Here is an 18,616-nt window from a genome sequence, read left to right on the forward strand (position 1 = left end):
CGGCGAACGGGGGGAAGCTCAGGGGCGAAATTGTCGGTGGTGGGGGGTAGAACTGTGGTGACCGCTCGGGAGGGCAGATGACCAGGCAAGATGGTGCGGGTAGCCCGGTAGGGACTACTCCGAACGGGTGTAGATGGTGTGGTGCTCTTGAGCGGGGGCACTATCGCCGGTGGAAGCCCTCGGTCGGTTGGCATCAGTGGACACCGCCGACCGATGAGCAGCGCAAGGCGCGCATGCTCGCCCGGCGGAGTCCGACAGATCCCGGCCGCGGTGGTCTGTCGTCAGCGGCTCGCCGCGCCGCGTAGTTCGCCGAAGAGCTCGCGTAGCCGAATTGGGACGTCGTCGGGAGTCTCGAGGGACAGGGCCAAATCCACCATCATGTCGGCCTTGCCAGCAGGCCCGGTAAAGCTGCCTGCCTTCACCATTTCCTTTACCCCTTCACTGAACTTCGTCCCCCGGTGCGTTTCGAACTCGGCGGCGGTCCAGGGCGAACCTTCCCTGTACCACTTGCGGTTCGCCGTCTTGGCCCACTGATCGTCGGAGAAGAGCTCTTCGAACTCGTTCACCCCTTCGTGTTCGCCCAGGTAGCTGACGTAGTCGGTGACGACGGGACCGAAGAACTGCTGAAGGTTGCTTTCCTTGAAAATCGACAGTCGCTGGCTGTCGGCGTCGATAACGAGCCTCACCTGCCGGTCGTGTCGCACCAGATATTCCGCCAGGCGGAGTGCGCCGATGTGGCTGCCGCATCCCCATAACGCGATACCGGCGGCCTGGAGAGTGATGCCCTCGGAGAGCTTGAACAGCAGGGGGAACGCGGCCATCTCCGTGTCGCCTTCGACAGCGACGAAGCAGCGCTCGTGGAGAAGAACGGAGTTGCGGAGACCGACACTGGCGGAAATTTTGCCGAGAAATCTGTCTACCTCTGCGTGGGTGTCTGCGCCGAGCCGCTCGACCACAGTGGCGTCGTCGACCAGTTTGAGGTGGACGACATCGGCGATGTCCACCCCGTCGATGAGGTTCATTGAGTGGGTCGCGACGATCACGTGGACGTTGTCGATCGCGCACTGATCGCGGATGAGGTCCATGACTCGCCGCTGGTTCGCGTAGTCCAGATGGGTGTCGGGCTCGTCGTAGACGATGATCGTCTGCACCGGGGACGGCGCACTTTCACCATGCTCCTCAGGCAGGGCCTCGGTGGCGTTCTGCTCCTCGAGCTGCAGGGTCGTCCACTCCCATACCGCCAATGACACGCGCCGTCCACTGCCGAGGCCGGAGCGATTCAGATCGACCTGGCCACCACTCCCGCGTGAGAAGCGCAGTTCGGTGCGCCGCAGGCCGTGGTGAAGTTGAATCTCGGGTTCCACTTTGATGTCGGTGAGGTCGGGGCACCGCTGTGCGATGTGGTCACAGAGGGTTTTCGCGTCTGTGCGCAGACGGTCGGAGATTTCGTCCACCACCTCGGTCAGCTTTCCCCGCAGCCCAGGATCCTCCGAGTGTGTTTGAAACCGGGCGTTGAGCACCGACTTCACAGTTTCGTTTGGGGAGTCGACGTTCCCGTCGAACAGGACGAGCCGGGGCAGACGCCCGGCCAATTGCTTGCTGGCTGGGAGCCAATCCTCACCCACGGTGTTCCGCAGCGCGTGTTCACGAAGAACCGCCAGGCTGTCGGCCTTGCGAGTCGACGTGGCCTTGAGTCCGAGCTCTTTGACGAGCGCCTGAAGGTCGGTCGCGCGCACCGAATCCAGGTCTCGCAGGCGCTCATCGGCGGGCAGCGGGAGGAGGCACTCGAGCCGGCTTCCCTCACTGTTGGCGACCCGGCGGATCCGAGCTTCGGCGGGAAGGTGAAGCGTCTCTTGCTCCCATTCATCGAGCGAGAACGTTCCCTCGATGATGGTCTCTTGACACCGTGTGGAGCGATCTTCCGGGAGGTAGGACCGATCCTGATCTTCGACCGTGCCTTCTCCTAGCAAGAAAGCGAGTGAGTCGAGAAGTGCGGTCTTCCCGCCGTCGTTGTGTCCGGCGATGATCGTCGGGGTGCTCACGGGGATGTCCTGGACGGCAGTCAGTGAACGGAAACCGCTCACCGAGAAGTGGATGAGGTGCACTAAGCCGTTGCTCCGATCGCCTCTTACGCGCCCGCTGCCCCGCTTCTCAAGGGGGCATGTGGCGGAAACGCTGCTGCGAAAGACGGTACGCCTGATAGCTGACAGCGATATGTCACGACACGCGTGGTGTTAACGGTGACATCGATGTTGCAGGAAGTAGTCGAGGCTCTTGTCGAATATTAACCAACAGCGATAGATTTCCTAAATGTATTGCCGGACAGGCATTATCCATAATGCTTATCGGAGCGATCCGAACACGCTCTGGGCCTCGATGTCGCATGATCGTGACTCTGTTCCGTCAGCGATGGCCCTGACGGTCATGACGTTGTTCGTTGCGTCTAGGCATTTGCCGGATCAACCGGAGGCCATGGAAGTGACCTGTAGTGAGGCGAGTGCATCGCCGCATAGGTCTGCCAGTCTTTGATCATGGATTCCTCGTCTTGGAGGGCACATCGTTAGTGAGTCAATGTTCTCTATGGACGGAGGAGCCATGTCGCGGCGATCCGGTGGACGGGTGTTTAAGCGGTGCGGGTGTGTTAACCAAGCTGATGGACGGCGGTGGGGATTGCGTTGTCCGAGGCTGAGCGAGCGTGGTCATGGACGGTGGTATTTCACAGTCGAGTTGGCGGCAGGTCGAGACGGTCTGCGGCGCCGGTTGCAGCGCAGCGGCTTTGCGTCGCGAGCCGCGGCGGAACGTGCGCGGGGGTTCTGGCTGGGTGATGACGTGGACCCTGGTAGAGCGTTGGTGACAGTGGGTCAGTGGCTGGACGTGTGGCTCGCAACCAGAAGCGCTTTACGGCCGTCGACACGGCGGCTTTATGGACAGTTGATCCGGGACTATCTGCAGCCGCGGCTGGGTGGGCTTGCATTGTCGGAATTGAGCGTTGGAAAGGTGCAAGGTGCGTTCACCGCGTTGTTGCGGGCCAATGCGTTGCGGTCGCGACCGTTGTCACCGACCACGTTGCAACGGGTTCGTGAGGTGTTGCGAGCTGCGCTCAACGGCGCGATCCGGCGTGGATTGATCACGAGCAACCCGGCGCGATGGGTGGAGTTGCCCTCGGCCCGTCGCCCACGGGCGGTGGTATGGACCGAGGCCCGGGTCGAGCTGTGGCACCGGACCGGGGAACGTCCTGCTGTCGCGGTATGGACGGCCGAGCAGACCGCGATGTTCCTCGATCAGGTCCGCGATCATCAGCTGTACCCGCTCTATCACGTGGCAGCCTTACTAGGATTGCGCCGCGGGGAGGCGGTCGGTCTGCGGTGGTGTGACGTCGATCTGGCGAACCGGACGCTGTCGGTAGTGCGGCAGCTCGTCGAACGTGATGGCCGCGGTGTCTGCCTGCCGAAGACCGATGCCAGCTGCCGGACCGTCGCGTTGGATCGGGGAACGACCGCCTTGCTGCGCCGGCTCGCCCGGCAGGACCCGAGTGGGGATTGGGTCTTCTCTCATGGCGGGGGCCGGTCGTGGAGCCCGAGCTACGTCTCACGCACCTTCCGGGTCCTGGCTAGTGAGGCCGACCTGCCGCCGATCAGGTTCCACGACCTGCGGCACGGCGCGGCGACCCTGTCGCTCGCGGCCGGCAACGAACTGCGGGTGGTGCAGGCACTGCTAGGGCATTCCAGCATCGTGCTTACCGCCGACACCTACACCAGCGTCTTGCCCTGCCTGGCGCAGCAGGCGGCGGATGCGACGGCGGCCCTCGTCCGGCGCGCGGGGTATCAGCGTGGCGCCAAGATCAACAAGGTGGTGGTGCCGCGGCAGCGCAGCGGGTCATCGCGGGCACAGCTGGTGGCGGTCGGTAACTGAATCGGGGTGACACGTCGGCTGCACCCGGGCTGCACATACGATCAAAGCCCACCGACGACACCCCTGAAATTGCAGGAAAGTCGTTGGTGGGCTTTGATTTCTTACTGTGCGCCATCAGGGACTCGAACCCCGAACCCGCTGGTTAAGAGTCGGCACCTTGGCGTGTCGGATGGTGTCGAGTGATGTCGAACAAGACCTTTTCGGCTGGTCACCGGCCATAACTTGTGTCGGACAATGCCGCCTTCTGTCGTCGTGTGCGAGACCTCTCGGGCACTTCTCGGGCACGTGAGTGCCGGATTCTGCCGGGCTGTTCGTGCAGGTCGGTCGTGGTTCGTGGTGTGGGCGGCCGGGGCAGGGTGGTTGCTGTGTTGAGTCCGAGCGGGGGCCGTGATCCGGTGCTGTCGGCGGTGACGCTGATTGTGGGGATCAGCGTGGGGCTGACCTTTCTGTTCGGTTTCGGGAATGTGCTCACGTTGGCGCTTCGGTTGGGGCTGCCGGTCTGGGTGGTGCCGTCGGCGGTGGATCTATCGGTGGTTTGGGGTGTTGCTCGCGATTCGGCTCCTGCCGGTGCGGGGCGTTCCTGTTGAGGTGATCCAGCCGGCTCGGCTGCTGTTGGCCTCGAGTGAGGTGACGTTGGCATTCAATGTCGTAGAGCCGTTGATCGCCGGCGAGGGGGAAAGTCATTGTTCGATGCTGTCGGTCTGCTGTTGCTGATTGGCTGGTCGGACGTGGGACCGGTCCTGACGCGGATCCGTTCTCTGACGCAGATCCCCGTTCTCGGACCGGGTGTTGGCGCTCTGCAGCTGGTCGGCGAGTTTAGTCGCGCCGAAACCGCGCACCATCGCGATAAAGCGGTCGACGATCTCATAGCTCTGACCTGGTGTTAGCCGGCCAAAGAAGTCGATAATCGCCTGAGTGATGAGTACAGGCCTGGCCTGCTCATGCCACTGCGCCACCTCAGCCACAAGATCGCCTCGGTCGAGCACGCCGGCTAGCTCACCCAGCCGCGAGGACTTCTCTAGGAGTGTGTAGATGCGCGCGGTTGCGGGGTCGGCGAGGCATTCGTCGCGGATGAACTGGGCTCGAGCGCGCGCTTGCTGTCTGGCGAGTTCGTCGAGTTCGAGGTCGTGGCGCATCCTCTGCGCGTCGCGGGCTTGCTCGGCGGCATCGTCGTCGAGGGTGACCCGGGCGTAGACGTCGCTGATTCGGACACGTTTGGTCGACAGGGAGGTCAGCTCGGCCAGTTCGCTGGCGATCGTGTGCTGCAGGTAGTTACAGCGCAGCGCGCTGACGCCCGCAGCCGCTGGCCGGATGATCCGGTCGGCGGCCGGGACGACGAGGTCGAGCGGGTCAGGGGGCAGCTGGCCGCGCCGTGTTGAGACACGCGCCCGGACGGTCAACGCCACCTTGAATCCGATGCCCTTGTCGGCGCTCGGGTAGTAGTCGCGCCCCACGTAGTCCCGCAGGCTGTCCCAGCGCGCCGCGCTCCAGTTCATGCCACGTGATCCGTTCCGCCGGCACTGTCGTCGCCGGTGAGCCGGCGGGAGAAGTCGCCGTCGAAGAGCTTGCTTAGACGGAGGTAGATGTTGTTGCGTTCGGTGATATCGGTGCCGTCGGAGGCTTCGAGCCACGTGAACAGGTAGTGGCGCAGGCGTTCGCGCGGTGAGATGACGCCGGGTTCTTCAGGATGGTTTACCGCGTTGCGAAGGAGACCGAGCACGTCATCTTGCAGTTGGTGTTGCCGAAGTGCGACGTCGAGCCATTGGTGCACGGTCGCGAGGACGAGTTGTTCGGCTTCTTTGCTGCCTTGCGGTGATAGCAGCACTGTCCAGCCTGTTGCCAGGTCCGCGGCGGAGGGAATGAAGCCGGCTTGGTCGCCTCGGGCGAGGAGCGTGGGTGTGATCTGGTCGTGGTCGGTCTTCGCGGCGAGCGCGCTGAACGCTCGGTAGGCGACCGAGGTGGTGGCTGGGTTTTCACACCAGCCGATGACTGTGTCGAAGAGTGTCTCGCGCACGGATGTGTCGTCCCACAAGGTGATCACGCTGCGTTGGACAGCCTGTTCGATCTCCGGGTCGGCGATAGCGGCGACATGCTTGAGCCTGCGCAGCGCCTTGCCGGTGTGGCGGCGGCCGAATTCAAGGCCGCAGACTTCCGCGACTGCTCGCCACAACGCGAGGTCTTTTCTCCTGGTCACCCAGTTCAGGAGCATAGAGTGGATGTAGCGGTGGGTGCTCGACTGCGTTGCTGCTTCGTCGAGCGCGGCGACGAAGACCTGCCATAGGAGTGTCGAGTCATACCAGGTGCTGGCGAGTTTAGCGAGCGGTTCTGGGCGTTGCTGCCGTGCTGCCCAGTGGACGGCGAACCGGGCGATGCGAGCGGCCAGCTCTTGCTGCTGCCCGCCAGTGAGGGATTCGAACGTGCTGCGGTGTGTGTCGGTGGGCGCTTCGGCGAGCCAGGTGAGGAAGGTCTGGCGGGAGAATGGCCGGTCGGTCCAGAAGTAGTGCAGTGCGGCGTCATCCCAACCGTCGTGCCGGAACACGACGGTGTCGTCGTCGGCGAGGTCAGCTTCGATGGCGTCTACGAGTTCTATGATGCCGGGCGCGCTGAGGGCGGCGAGGTCGGATTGCTGCTTGCCGCTGAGCTTGCCTTCCAGTTTGTTGGCCAAAGCGTAGACGTATGCTCCAGGCGCGGAGGGCAGCGCGGCTGCGGCAAGCAGGAAGCTGCGTTGGAGGCTTGTCCGTTCTCGATGCCGGTGCCAGGACAGCAATTGCTTGCGCCAGTTCCTCCTAGCCTCAACTACGGTCTGTACCCGGCGAGCGAACCACCGGTCGCCGCCGTCGGCGAGTTCGGCGTGATCTGCTTCTTCCTCAGTCTCCTGAAGAGCGACCAACTGGCCTGGGGCCGCGTGTGCTGCTGAGCGGATCAACTCGACGATGTCGAGCACTTCAGCTGGGGGCTGATCAGCGAGCAGGGCCTTGATTTCATTCGCAGCCAGCCAACGTTCGACGTCCAGCGCGGGATCTTGAACGGCGAGAGCTTTGCGTACGATCTTCGCCGGCACCGCGTTGCCGATCTCGGCTGTCAGGCTGGAAATGGTCTCGTCGACGCAAGCAGTCCACTGCTCGGGACTCATCAAAAAGATCAGCCAACACTCGCGGCGTTTGAGCTCGGCCTCGAGCTGGGTGAGCGTCATGCGGAACAATCGCGAGCGAAGCGTGAAGCCTTCTTCGTCGGGTGGAACCTCGACGACGTAGGCCCAGTTGCGGTGAGCTGGGGGCAGACGGTCTATCGGGAAGGTTTCGCCGCCGCCGAAGTGCAGTGCGCCGACGTTGACCTGCCGTTGGCTTTCTTCGCGGATTGTGGCGAGCAGCGCATGGGCGATCATGGTGCGCCCGGTACCCGGCTGGCGCGCGAGCACAAGCAACCGACGCCCGTCGCGCCAGCGGGCGTAGGTGTTGTCGAACTCGTCAGGCGGGGCGAACAGCCGGAGGGTGAGGTTGAGGTAGGCGTCGTCGGCGTTGAGGTGCTCGAGTGCCGCTTGCACCTTGTTGACGACTTTGACGCCGTTCATTTCGCCGAAGTTGAGGTTGCCGGTGAAGGTGGGGTGCACCCCGGGGGCACCTGGGGTCCCCGGCACGGGTGTCTCGTCTATGTCGGGTGCGGCGGGTGCGGAAGCCGCTGGTTGCCATGCCGAGAAGCCCTCGTGCGCTGGATGCTGCGGCGTCGGTTGGGTCGTCTCGAACTCCGGGCCAGGGTGCGGCGCTGGTGGTGGCAGCTCGTCACCAGTTGCGTCGTCGCCGTAGTGGTAGGGGTGGCTCATCCGATCGGCCCGTCAATCTCGATGGCGGTGTATTCACCGCCTGCGCGGACCACGTTGTCGTTGAACCTGATGCTGACGTTGGCCTTGTCGGTGATCGCGGTGGCTTTGATGGCGGTGACAGTTCCGTCGATGTCGTCGTTGGTGAACTCAAGGTGAACCCCGCGCTGTTTGAGCGCTGCGGCCACGTCAAGCGGCTGCCCGGTCAGTGATTCGATGCGCCGCCAGGCGGAGCCCAATGCGTTGAGCAACTCTTGGTCGGTGGTGTGTGGCTGAGCTCCGTCAACGGTGTATTTGCGCAAGACGCGCGCGGACTGCTCGAGCTCGGCGAGCGCGCTCGACTGCTGGTCGCCGGTCGTCGGGGCAGTTTCGGCTTTGGCCGGGGATCGATGCTTGTCCATGACTTTCCCAGCTTGCTCGAACACGAACTTCACCAGCTGGGGAAGTACGGTGGCGCTGACGGTGGCTAGCGTGAAGGGGTCAGACACGGGCGCTCCCAGGACACAGACGCTGATATGCGGGACGCGACAAGGTGGGTCGCGGGTTGGCCGACGATCACCGTCGGCTCGCACACGCTTGCACAGCAACACCCGCCAGGGCGAGCAGCCGCCTGTGTTTCCACCCAGACGGACCGATCTGCCCTAAATCTGGATCAATTGCGTATCTGCAGGACGGCGAAGCGCACCCGCAGTAGACCACCGCCCATCGCCGGCCTTGGCTGCAGAGCTCGCCGCCGTGTGCGGTGTTCGTACCGTGATAAGCCGCTGGCCTGGATGTCAATAGATTGGCCTTTATGTGTCAAGGGATTGTCACGTCGAGTGTTAGGGTGGGCGGCCGGCTGGGCTGTTCGTGGCTGTGGTGTTCAGCGGCCATGCCTGTGGGGTTTCCAGATGTCAGTTCTTGGCCTCATTCTGATCTCGTACGCACGCTTAGGGACCGGACAGCAATGCCAGCGTCCCGAACTTATGCAAATCCAAGCGGTACAGGCCGCGTACCGCGATGAACTGGCTCGGGTCCGGACAGCCGACCTAGCGTGGCGTAACGGGCTCGGCGGCCTGCTGGCTGGGCTCGTCGGGTCCAGCTCATCAATGGGCGGTCCGACGTGAGCCAGCTCGCCGCCCCCTGGGACGTAGTAGTCGATGGCATCCTGATCCTCGCGCTCATGGTCGGCGCCTGTGCTGCGTTGACGTTGCTGTCAACCGCGCACGGCTGGCCCTGGTTGGTAGACCAGACAACACTGCGATCCGCGGGAGTCGCACGGGTAACCTGTCGCCACGACGGCGGTTAAGTTGACCGAGAATCGTACCCAGCGGCGATCGGCCTCCCGGTGACAGCCGTGGCTGAGCCGTCGCCATTCAGACCGAACCGGTAGAGATGGCGTGCGTATTCGATCTCTGTATGGCTGCCTTGGAGTAGGGCGGTGACCCAGGCTTCTGGGGCGCCTGCGGTGCCAGCGTTGACCTCTCGGCACAGGTTGTCAGTCCGTTGATTCCGGGTCACAACTTCGATGAGGGCGAGCGCTGCGGGCCCGTCGCCGTCGAGGAACTCGTTGTCGTAGGTAAAGCGCCGGAGGAGAGCGGCAGCGTCGTCCACCCGGCCCGGCCGGATGAGGACGTCACCGAGCTGGCTTGCGGCCAGGGTGTCGCCGTTGTCCACGCGTGGACCTAGAAACCCGATGGCGTCGGCGCCTACGCCGAGAGTCGTCGTGAGCTAGCACGGCGATGTTGGTCGGAGCGAGGGCATCGTTGTTGCGTCCTTCTCCTCCGGCACCATGCTTGTGGTACTTATGAGGCTGCAGCGGTGCGGAGGAGAGCGTGGCGTGGCGAAGGACAGCGTGCATAACCACGTCAGTGGGGCGGTTGCGGGCAATGTGGTGCAGGCCCACCACATCGGTGTGGTCAACGTGGGCGGCCGAGATGTCGCCACCTTCAACGTCGACGACTATCTTCACGCGGTTCGGCGTGCGGCGGAGGACCATCCTGTGGTATCCCGTGCAGGACTGTCGGCGGAGACCGTCCCGCTCAGCGCGGTGTATGTCGACCAGGATTTGATCAATCGGCTTAGCGGAAGGCCTGTCACTTGGCAGGGCGCACTCGCTGCGAATGATCACATGATCATCGTCGGCAGCCCGGGCGGCGGAAAGTCGAGTTTGCTCCGACGGGTCGCCGCGACATTGGCGAAGCGCCAATACGGCGAGGCTTCGCCTGACTGTGTGCCGGTTCCCATTCACGCGCGGATGTTCCGTTCTGGGATCCCGCTCGCGGAGGCGATCAGAGACGGTGTGGTTGCTGCATTAGGTTCGTTTTTGTTGACGAACCCCCCGTCCGATACCTTTGCCAAGGCCGCGCCGGGCGGCAGGCCTTGGCTAATTCTGGTGGATGGGTTAGACGAGGTCGCTGGAGTCGACGAGTCACGTGCGGCCCTTGAGGCGATCACTGAGGGAGCGCGGCACCCGTTTCTCAGGTTCGTCGTGGCGACCAGGCCGATGCAGGAGGCTGATCTCCGTGCAGTGAGGAACACGTTTCCGATCTATGAGCTCAGGCCTTTTGATATTCCTACGCTCGGACGGTTCGCTCGCGGCTGGCTCGAACGTCGCGGCATAGCGAACGCGCTCGAGGTGAGCGCCCACGTGGCCGCGCATGTTCGCCGCAACAACTTCCTGGATTGGCTGGTTCAGCCCTTGGCTGCGACCATGCTCTGCGACTTGTTGATCCGTGATCCAGACCAACGGCTGCCTGAGCGGTTGTCCGACTTCTACGAGCAATATGTGCGTAAGCTCTTCGCCGGTCGCGCGTACACGAATGCCGAAAGAAAGACTAATCGTGACATCATTCAGCTACTCGAAAGGGTTGCGAGTGAGCGGCAATTCCGAAACCCGGAGCAGTCGGTACTTCAAGTGGCGATAGGCTTCGTCCGAAATACGAGGCTTGAGTCTACGGCGGTTGATCCCGATGTGCGTGCTCGCGAATTGCATGATGTCTTGTGTCGGACCGGTCTGGTCGTCTCGGCTGATGGAGACGTGAAGTTTGCGCACGCCACCTTCGAAGAGTATCTCGCGGCTCGGTACGTCGCTGGCCGGCTGACAGGTCAGTCTGCCAAGGATCAGTGGCATACGGTGGACCGCGTCTTCGATTCGCTTGCTGTCAGCTACGGAATCAACTATTATGAGAGTGGCATCTCGCAGGTCTTCCGCTATTCGCAGATTCCCGTTTTCTTGGTCGATATTTGGTCGACGAGAGGCAAGGACGCTGACGCCCTTCTTGAGCATATGGTGAGGTATTCGCCTGAGTGTAGTTGCTGGCTGGTGGACCGCCTGCGGGCAGCGGGGGTGTCTGTCGGGACAAAGGCTACGGCCGCACTGGCCGCGGTCGCCGAACACGCGGAGATGGACCAGGATAATCGGTGGGGTGCTGCGATCACGCTGCGGAATCTCGGGCACTCAGAGGGGATCGCTCGTCTGCTGGCGATGAGCTTTGACGTCGATCTGCCGGACTCAATGCGTATCAGGGCGATCGTGAGTTGCAGAGGCTCAGGTTCCGCCGCGTCCGCGGCGATCTCTTTTCTCATCAGTCGCAGCGACTTTCCTGAGTGGGAGTACCCCTGCAGTGCGATTGATGCTGCGGAAGCGCTATCTGTTGTTGAAGACGAGGAGATGCCTGCTGGCCTGGCGCTCGTGCTTGGCAACAGACACCTACCGGACGAGGTGCGGCTGCACGCGGGATGCGTTGCGGTCGTGCTTGAGGGAGTTGGCGCCTACCGCAGGCTCGTACAGCAGCGGTTTCGAGATGGGCTGTGCGCCTTGCTGGGAGATGAAGCCGCCCGTGGCGTTTCGGAGGCGTGGTCCGTGCTGTGGCGGATGGTTGATGACCCGGACTTGGCTGGCGGACGTCGCTGGGATGCTGCCGATGAGCTGGCGGTACTCGATGACGACGACGGAGCCGCAGCCTTCCGCGCCCTGGCTAGTGATCCAGAGCTCGACGATGACTATCGAAATCGAGCTGCGCAAATGGTGGCTGATTTGCTGAGGTGAATCGGCCTCCAGGAGGACCACCAGGAGTCATTGTGTCCGACCCACTGCCGGGGTGCTTTCCATGGCGAGGCTATTTCGTAGGGGCGACGTCCGGTTGCTGGGCGGAACACCTACGCTGCCGCAGTGATCGAGCGAGGGGCAGGACGCTAATGGGCAGTCTTCGGGTATGAGTCTTCCGGCAGAGAGTAACAGTTACTGCTGACCTGGTCATTTTGACCGTTCGGGACAGTGAGCTGTGTGTTCTGCTCGTGGAGCGGAGGAATGAGCCGTTCCAAGGCCGCATGGCGTTACTGTGTGGTGACGAGTCGCTGGAGCGGACTGCAGCACATGATTTGGTCGAGGAGACGGGTCTCGATGCCGAGGCGTTGAAGCCGCAGCAGGTAGGTGTGTACTCCGCGCCGGATCTGGAGCAGCGGCGTCCACGGGTGGTTACTTGCGTTTATCGTGCGATCGCCCCGAACCTGCCGATGCCGGTCGCAGGGTCAGACGCACGAGCCGCCTCCGTGAGAGGATTCAGGCACGGCGGGAGGAGGGCTCGTGTCGGAGGAAGTACGCCCAGTGGCAGCGGCCAACCTGATTTCCGGGGACATCGCGGGAACCGCGGTCCAAGCCGGCAGCATTACGGGCGGCTTGCACTTCCACATCACCGCTGCACCCGAGTCGGCCACGGATCGTACCGTCGACCCGCCCACCGAGTGGGCGGACCTGCCCGAGCTTCCGCCGAAGATCCAATCCCTGCTGCGGGCGCAGATCCAGGCCGCTGAGGAGATGCCGTATCGGCTCCCCGGCGCGCGCCGCCCCTCGCTCTCGACCGTTTATGTCCGCCAAGACGTGACCAGCGGGACCGAGGCCCAGCCAGCCGAGCAAGGGCGCCTGCTGCCCGTACTCGACAGCCGCGGCCAGCTGATTGACCTGCCTCATCCACCGGTCACCCGGCTCGTGGTGCGCCCGCCGTCTCGCAGCATGCGCGAGGCCCTCGACGGGGACGACCATCTGCTGGTCACCGGTGGTCCCGGTCAGGGCAAGTCCACCCTCTCGCTGCGGCTGACCGCCGACGTGGCCCGCTGCTGGCAGGCCATCGGCGACAGCCCGCCGCCGCTTCAGGAGATCGTGGTTCCGTTGCGGCTGACTGCCCGGGAACTCGCCGCCCGGCTGGACCTGCCCTTCTTCGAGGCGCTCGCCGAAACCGTCCGAGGCGAGTACGGCGCGTTGCTCGCTGCCACGATCCAGCCGGACGACCTGGGCGAGCGGGTCGGGGGGTGCCGGTGGCTGCTGCTCGTCGACGGTCTCGACGAGGTCGCCGACACGGTCCAGCGGGATCGCCTGGTCTCCGTGCTCTCCACTTGGGCGTCGGATTCGCCGGACTACCGCGTGGTCCTCACGACCCGGCCGATCGAAGGGGCGACGCTCGCGCCGTTCCAGCGTATTGGGTCCGCGCGCTATGAGCTGCTGCCCTTCGACGAGCACGCGCTGCGCCGATTCGCCGAACACTGGTTCTCCGATAGTCCGGGCGCGGCAGCGAAATTCCTCCGCCAGCTCAGGAAGGCGCATCTCGACGAGTTGGTCCGGGTCCCGCTGTTGGCCACGATCGCGGCGATCATCTTCGAGCAGTTCGACGACCGGCCGTTGCCCGACAACCAATACGAGCTCTACGAGACCTACCTCGGTTACCTGCGCTCCGCCCACCCGGTCCCGGAAGGCCTGCCCGATGAGCACTGCGGCCGCCTCCTGGAGCACCTTGGCCACGTCCGGCTCGAAGAAGACACGTCCCTGACCGCCGCCGCCTGCCACTGGACGGCCGAGCGTCTCCCCGAGCTGTGCCGGACGACCGGCTGGCGGGAAAAGCTGGTCACCTACCTTGCGGCCGTCGGCCCGTTCATCTGGCGCGCCGGCGACCTCTGGTTCCTCCATCACAGCTTCGCCGAACATCTCGCCGCGACTGCGAAGGCCCGCCTGCTTCCGCCCGGATTCGATCCGGGGCACGCGGACTTCGTCGAGCTGCTGCACGCGGCGCGGCCCGAGGACCGCGGCCGGTACGCCCGGCGCGTCCTGCTGCACCACACCCGCCTCCATCCGGCCGAAGCCGACGCCCTGCTGAGCCACCTTCACGCGGGCGCGCCCGACCAGCACCTGCTCGCAGCTCGTCTGCTGGCTTGGCACATCCCGGCCGGCGCCGAGGCCTTCTTCGCCACAGCTCACGCCTGGGCCATGACCACCCAGTACCCCGGCCGCGAAATCCTTTCCCAGGTCAGCCGGGCCACGCACCATCCTGGGCTGCTCGGCTGGCTGCTGGACCTCATGCGCGACGACGAGGCCCCTTGGCCGTCCCGGGTCGAGGCCGCGATTGCCCTGGCCACGCGGCTCAACACCGACGCCCGCCCGGAGGCACTCGAGGTGCTGCGGGCGGTCGTCCACGACGCGGAGATCACCGTGCGGCCCAGGCTCGACGCCGCCGAAGCGCTGTCCGAATGCGGTGCCGACGAGCGGGGAACCGCCATCCACGGGTTACGGTCGATCCTCACCACGCCGAGCGCGACCGCCACCCAGTACAGCAACGCCGCCGTCGTGCTCGCGGGCCTCGGCCCTGAAGCACGCGCCGAAGCCGTCGACGCCTTGACCCGGCTTTTGGAAGACCAGGACGCCCCCGACTGGGACCTCGTGGAGGCCGCGGTCGGACTGGTGGAGATCGGTTCCGAGTTCCATGAGCGCTGCGCCGCCGTGTTCCGCATGGTTCTGGACCGGCGGTCGTGGTCGGTCGACGGCGTCGAGGAGGCCGCGTTGGGCCTGGCGTCACTGGGGCCAGACCAGCTCGCGGAGACGGCGGCCGCGCTCGAACGTCGGATCACCGATCATCGCTTGGACCTCAGTGATCGGCTCCAGGCCGCCCGTGTCCTCGTCCGGCTGGGACCGCAACACCGGGTCCGGGCGGGCGAATTGGTGCTCGGGCTGGCAACCAACCCGGTGTACGGCGGGTTCGAAAGAGCCAGTATCGCGAACGCGCTCATCGGCTGCGGACCTGAGTTCCAGGACCCCGCGATGGCGCTGCTGCGATCCGTACTCGAAATGCCGATTACCGACATCGGCGGCCTGCAAATGGCTGCGCGGACGCTCGCCGAGCTCGGCCCCGGACACCGGGCTGAGGCCGCGAACGCGTTCCTTCACCTGACCGGACATCCGCTCGCGAACACTCTTTCCCGCATCAACGCCCTCGGCGGCCTGACCCCCCTCGGAGAGTCATACCGGGCACCCGCGCTCAGTGAACTCCAGGCGACGATGATCGATCGAGGAGCGGATCCCGAAGCGCGCGTCACTGCCGCTTCCGAGATTTCCAGGCTTGGTCCCGAGTTCCACGGCCCTGCGATTGAGCAGCTCGAAGAACTCACATCACCATCACTCAACCCCGGAGTCCGCAGTCAGGCTTGGCGGCTCCTCAGCAACCTCAGCCCACGGCTCGCGCAGCGGGCTTACTCCGCATTGTCCGAGCTGCTCGCGGAGGATGGATGGGAGGCACATCGCACGGACATCACGTTCTACCGGGCCGATACCGTTCAGCCGGACGACACCGCCGAAACTCTTCTGCGAATAATCCGCGATGCCACGCGAAGCGGCCAGCACCGCTGTGACGCCGCGCATGTGATGCGGTACCTCGGGCGACGCTACCAATCACGCGCGGCTCAAGGCATCATGGAAATGCTGCGCGACGATGTCATTCCCAAGGTCAAAATAAGCACTGTGGTCGCGGGGTTCAGCGGCTCAAGCGCGCGCCTTCGCCGCGATCTCACCAGTATCCTCCGATCGACCGTGTTATGCCCGCGCAACCACGCCAGTCTTGTTTGCGAAGCGGCGACGGCGATTGCGAGACTGGACGCTCTAAACGATACCGAGATACTCGACATGCTCGCGGGGATCTCCGCTGACACCTCGGTGGACGCCGACACCCGATGCACCGCCGCCCTTCTTCGGGCCCAGCACGAGCCGGAGCGACTGCCTGATGCCGCCGCGCTCGTGCTCAAGCTGTATCCCACGATGGCCACTGACCGGTGGGTCCGGGAGCTCGTCGAGTACGGTGCCGACGTCACGGTCCACGTGCGTGCGCTCGTGGCGGATCCGCTTGTGTCCGTGCACATTCGTCAGCGGTCGGCCGCCCTCCTCGCGGAGCTGCGCCCCGACCTGTACGTCGAGGCGGCCAGCGAACTCATGGCGCAGGCCACCGATGAGTTCCTGGCCTTCAGCTACCGCAGCGATGCGATGATACGACTTGTCAAAACGGATCCGGGAACGCTTCCTCAAGCGATCGACTTCCATCGAGCGGTCATGAGCGACGGGCACGAGTATGTCCAGCATCGGTGCGAAGCCGCCTACGAGTTGGCCCGGCTCGACCCCACCGCCGCCGCGGAAGTACGCGACACGTTGCTGGAGCTGGGCGCGACCGTCAAATTAACGCCGGGTGAACGAGGTGTGGCTTTGAGCTGGCTCGGCTACGTCAGTCCTGCGGACACGACGACGACACGATTGCGACTGGCTCTGGCGTACGACCCGGCCGCTTCCGGCAGTACGCGGACACGGGTGGCTCGTGACCTGCCTGGCAAACAGCGGCGTGAGGTCGAACACGCCATCGTGGCGGATCGCTTGGTCCCTGCCGACGACTGGCCGGGCACCGTGACGGAATGGGACGACATATCGCTGGCGGGCATTGCAGCGCGCGAGTTCCGGGATCTGCTCGCCGGGCCCGAACTGACGGTTCCGCAACGCATCGAGGCGGCCGTGGCGCTGAGCGGGATCTCGCCACGGTTTGTACCGGAGGCGGTCGCCATTCTGAGTGAGCTGAGCCGAGGCCGCACCGCTACGGACAAGGCCCGGCAAGAGCTGATGTGGCTAAACCGGACGTGGTACGAACGCGTGCTGGCCGACGCCCGCGCCGTTCTTGCCGACGGCACCCGGCCTGGACGGGAACGGGCCAGGGCCGGGCTGGCCGCTGCCACTATGACTTCCGAACCCTTTGCCGAGGTCCATGCCCAGTTGGCGGCGCTACTGGAGGACGACCGGATCGCTAAGCGACTACGGCTCGGCATCCTGTTCGAGCTAGATCGCCTCGATGACCTCCGGGCGATCCGGGACGATTTGCGTGAAACGCTGATCATCCGGCGCCAGGCGGCTCACTTGCTGCGCGGCTACAGTACTGAAGACCGCGCCGCTGCGGCACGGGTTTTCCAAGCCATCGCGGACGACCCCTTCTGCCATCCGACGTTGCGGTGGTGGGCCGCCGATGACCTCGCAGAATGCGGCAGCCGTGGCCAGGCGCTCGGTACGGAGGCCTTGCGGGCGCTGATGACGGACAACTCGTTGCCCGTCATCGCGCGCCGGGACGCTGCCCGCGCTTTAGGCCACAAGCGCCCGGACTTACGCGGCGAGGTGCTGGCCGTATTGCGGAGCCTCAGGAACGCCGGGAACCCGTTCGCCCGCATTCAGATCCTTCAGGCAATAGGCGCCTTCGAACCCACGGAAGGTGCGCTCGGGCTGGGAGAACTGGCTCAGGACCGAGAAATCACCGCGCTGGCGAGGCTCCGTGCCGCGTGGGCCGCCGCGGAATCCCATCGTGACCACCGCGAGACGGCCGCCATCGTGGTCCGGGAGATCGCACACGACGGGCGCGTGCCGCGCCACATCCGCGTCGAGGCTGCGCGACTGCTCACCGCCTTGAGCGAAATCTGTCGTTCCGAGGCCCGGCAACTGTTGGAAGCGATATGCCGCTAGCCCATTCGGTGCATGCGGTGGCGAGTGCGTTCGTTCAGCGTGCCGAAGGACGCGTCCAGTGCACTCGGTCCGCGACAGTGGTCCTTCCGCCACCGCTTGTGCCGTCCATCACAGCGACCACCGGGCGCTCCGCGTCTGGTCGGAGCGCGTCCAGTGCAGTAAGTTGCTCATCGGCCAATGAATCGCGCAGACCTGCGGGCAACTGCCGCGGCGCCGGAAGGGCTCGTGCCTCGGCGGTGACTGAACAACGTGCTGGATGCTGCCTACTTGGACCAAGAAGCCAGTCACGCTGCCGCTGATCGCGTTTCTCACGCTCTGACTGATGGTCCCGTCACGCCGTTCCCGCGATCACCGGCAGCACGACCCAATACACCTACCTAGCCCCGATGGTGCTCTGTGAACCAGGCCGCACCCGGCCACGTCGTGGCCAGCCGCTGAGCGACCGGCCACGAGGGCTCCCACAGTCTGCCAGCCGGTGTCAGAACTTAATTCCCCCTTGGATGTCCCGGGCTTGCACCACGTTGCCACTGACCTGCCCTGAGACCTGATTGGTTACACCGTCGGCCTCGGCGTGCTGATCGACCGTGGCCCGTTCCCATTCCTGCCGCAATTGCTCACCAAATACTGGGTCGGCAGCCTGCGTCTTCTCCAGTGTGGCGGCGAGTTCGCGCACTTCCACGGAATCCTCCGCGGCGCCTTCCGCAGCGTCGAGTACCGCAGACGCATCGGGGTCGTCGGCGAACTTGGCTTTGAGCAGCTGGTACAGCCCGGCTACAGTGCGGCCTGCGACGGCAGCGGCGATGGATACAAGTACAGGCTCAGGCATAGAAGTCCCTCCATGGTGTGCTGGCAGCGCCTCGGTTCTGTGGTGAGCATAAAGGCAAAGTCCTGGCGCACAGACTACCCACGCAATGTCGGCAGTACTGTTGCCAAGGCTCCCTGGTGACGACGGAGTGCTGGGCTGGCGGAGCCGAACTGAACTAAGGTACCCCTGAGATCGCACTGGCCTGCTCGATCCGATCTCAGCGGGGCCCTGTTTGGTCTGCAACCGACACAAAGCTAGCGGCGTTGGAGGGTGAGGCCGACGCATCAAACCCGCGCGC

The 18,616-nt window shown here is 64.6% G+C and carries 10 protein-coding genes and 1 pseudogene; 5 read left to right on the forward strand and 6 right to left on the reverse strand.

Annotated elements, in window-relative coordinates; all coding sequences use genetic code 11:
• Positions 1 to 281: 281 nt before the first annotated feature.
• Complete coding sequence (locus B0293_RS41915; protein WP_245192142.1) at positions 282 to 2,042, reverse strand: AAA family ATPase; 1,761 nt, start codon at positions 2,040 to 2,042, stop codon at positions 282 to 284.
• Positions 2,043 to 2,931: 889 nt separating this feature from the next.
• Here B0293_RS41915 and B0293_RS41920 point away from each other — a divergent pair.
• Together B0293_RS41920 and B0293_RS44060 are read left to right on the forward strand one after the other, a co-directional pair.
• Complete coding sequence (locus B0293_RS41920) at positions 2,932 to 3,912, forward strand: tyrosine-type recombinase/integrase (protein WP_157376442.1); 981 nt, start codon at positions 2,932 to 2,934, stop codon at positions 3,910 to 3,912.
• Between the two features lie 365 nt (positions 3,913 to 4,277).
• On the forward strand, positions 4,278 to 4,499 hold the full coding sequence (locus B0293_RS44060) for a hypothetical protein (protein ID WP_209437360.1): 222 nt from the start codon (positions 4,278 to 4,280) through the stop codon (positions 4,497 to 4,499).
• 93 nt (positions 4,500 to 4,592) lie between these two features.
• On the opposite strand, the gene B0293_RS43855 is transcribed toward B0293_RS44060, so the two are convergent.
• The 4 genes from B0293_RS43855 to B0293_RS41945 form a co-directional block, all read right to left on the reverse strand.
• Entirely contained in the window at positions 4,593 to 5,408 is an 816-nt protein-coding gene (locus B0293_RS43855; RefSeq protein ID WP_005166724.1) for a hypothetical protein, read from the reverse strand.
• Positions 5,405 to 7,522, reverse strand: coding sequence for a hypothetical protein (locus B0293_RS41935; protein ID WP_005166723.1), 2,118 nt, complete (start codon positions 7,520 to 7,522; stop codon positions 5,405 to 5,407). The genes B0293_RS43855 and B0293_RS41935 overlap by 4 nt, the downstream gene beginning before the upstream one ends.
• A 206-nt stretch (positions 7,523 to 7,728) precedes the next feature.
• Positions 7,729 to 8,217, reverse strand: a complete 489-nt coding sequence (locus B0293_RS41940) for a hypothetical protein (RefSeq protein WP_143254774.1) — start codon at positions 8,215 to 8,217, stop codon at positions 7,729 to 7,731.
• A gap of 796 nt (positions 8,218 to 9,013) precedes the next feature.
• On the reverse strand, positions 9,014 to 9,385 hold the full coding sequence (locus B0293_RS41945) for a hypothetical protein (protein WP_039919683.1): 372 nt from the start codon (positions 9,383 to 9,385) through the stop codon (positions 9,014 to 9,016).
• A 163-nt stretch (positions 9,386 to 9,548) separates the two neighbouring features.
• Between B0293_RS41945 and B0293_RS41950 the strand changes: the two genes are divergently transcribed.
• The 3 genes and pseudogenes from B0293_RS41950 (at position 9,549) to B0293_RS41960 (ending at position 17,513) form a co-directional block, all read left to right on the forward strand.
• Positions 9,549 to 11,759: an NACHT domain-containing protein gene (locus B0293_RS41950; protein ID WP_005166721.1), complete on the forward strand. Its 2,211-nt coding sequence runs from the start codon at positions 9,549 to 9,551 to the stop codon at positions 11,757 to 11,759.
• Positions 11,760 to 11,971: 212 nt separating this feature from the next.
• Positions 11,972 to 12,205: pseudogene (locus tag B0293_RS44975) on the forward strand (NUDIX hydrolase); the annotation flags it as partial.
• A 91-nt stretch (positions 12,206 to 12,296) separates the two neighbouring features.
• Positions 12,297 to 17,513: an NACHT domain-containing protein gene (locus tag B0293_RS41960; RefSeq protein ID WP_143254775.1), complete on the forward strand. Its 5,217-nt coding sequence runs from the start codon at positions 12,297 to 12,299 to the stop codon at positions 17,511 to 17,513.
• A 478-nt stretch (positions 17,514 to 17,991) separates the two neighbouring features.
• Here B0293_RS41960 and B0293_RS41965 read toward each other — a convergent pair whose 3' ends face one another.
• The gene (locus B0293_RS41965) at positions 17,992 to 18,339 is read right to left on the reverse strand and encodes a hypothetical protein (protein WP_039919679.1); all 348 of its coding nucleotides are present in this window, start codon (positions 18,337 to 18,339) and stop codon (positions 17,992 to 17,994) included.
• Between the last annotated feature and the right edge of the window lie 277 nt (positions 18,340 to 18,616).

Source organism: Amycolatopsis azurea DSM 43854, assembly GCF_001995215.1.
Taxonomy (GTDB): Bacteria; Actinomycetota; Actinomycetes; order Mycobacteriales; family Pseudonocardiaceae; genus Amycolatopsis; species Amycolatopsis azurea.

Bases quoted from the DNA above. Each gene is read 5' to 3' on its own strand.
- B0293_RS41965 (WP_039919679.1), bottom strand. From the start codon at position 18,339: ATGCCTGAGCCTGTACTTGTATCCATCGCCGCTGCCGTCGCAGGCCGC.
- B0293_RS43855 (WP_005166724.1), bottom strand. From the start codon at position 5,408: ATGAACTGGAGCGCGGCGCGCTGGGACAGCCTGCGGGACTACGTGGGG.